This window comes from Vibrio sp. 03_296, from assembly GCF_002265885.1.
This window is the reverse complement of sequence record NZ_NPKW01001412.1, coordinates 1-315: the sequence shown is the minus strand read 5'-3', so window position 1 is coordinate 315 and position 315 is coordinate 1. Positions and strand designations below refer to the sequence as shown.

Genomic DNA, 315 nt, shown 5'->3' with positions numbered 1-315 from the left:
CGCGAGCGACACAGAAAGCGCGACGTTGGATGCGGACAATGCGGATCTACCGAGCATGACTTGACGACCGTAGGCGACGGCAACATCAGTGTTGACGAAGCAGACGAAGTGACCTTGTCAGGAACCACGACCAACGTAGAAGACGGTCAGAAAGTGACCTTGACCGTGACCGACAGCAAAGGCAACACAGCCTCGTTCGAAGCGACCGTTCAAGATGGCAAGTTCAGCACGACCGCAGACCTAACAGGTAAGGGTCTGGTTGATGGCGCGATCAGCGTGAAAGCGGACGTGACGGACAGCGCGGGCAACCCAGCG

At 57.8% G+C, this 315-nt stretch carries 1 protein-coding gene; it reads left to right on the top strand.

What is annotated here, in order from left to right; all coding sequences use genetic code 11:
* Positions 1–60: 60 nt before the first annotated feature.
* Positions 61–315 (top strand): hypothetical protein (locus CIK04_RS32660; protein WP_142995072.1); only part of this gene is annotated, 255 nt, incomplete at its 3' end.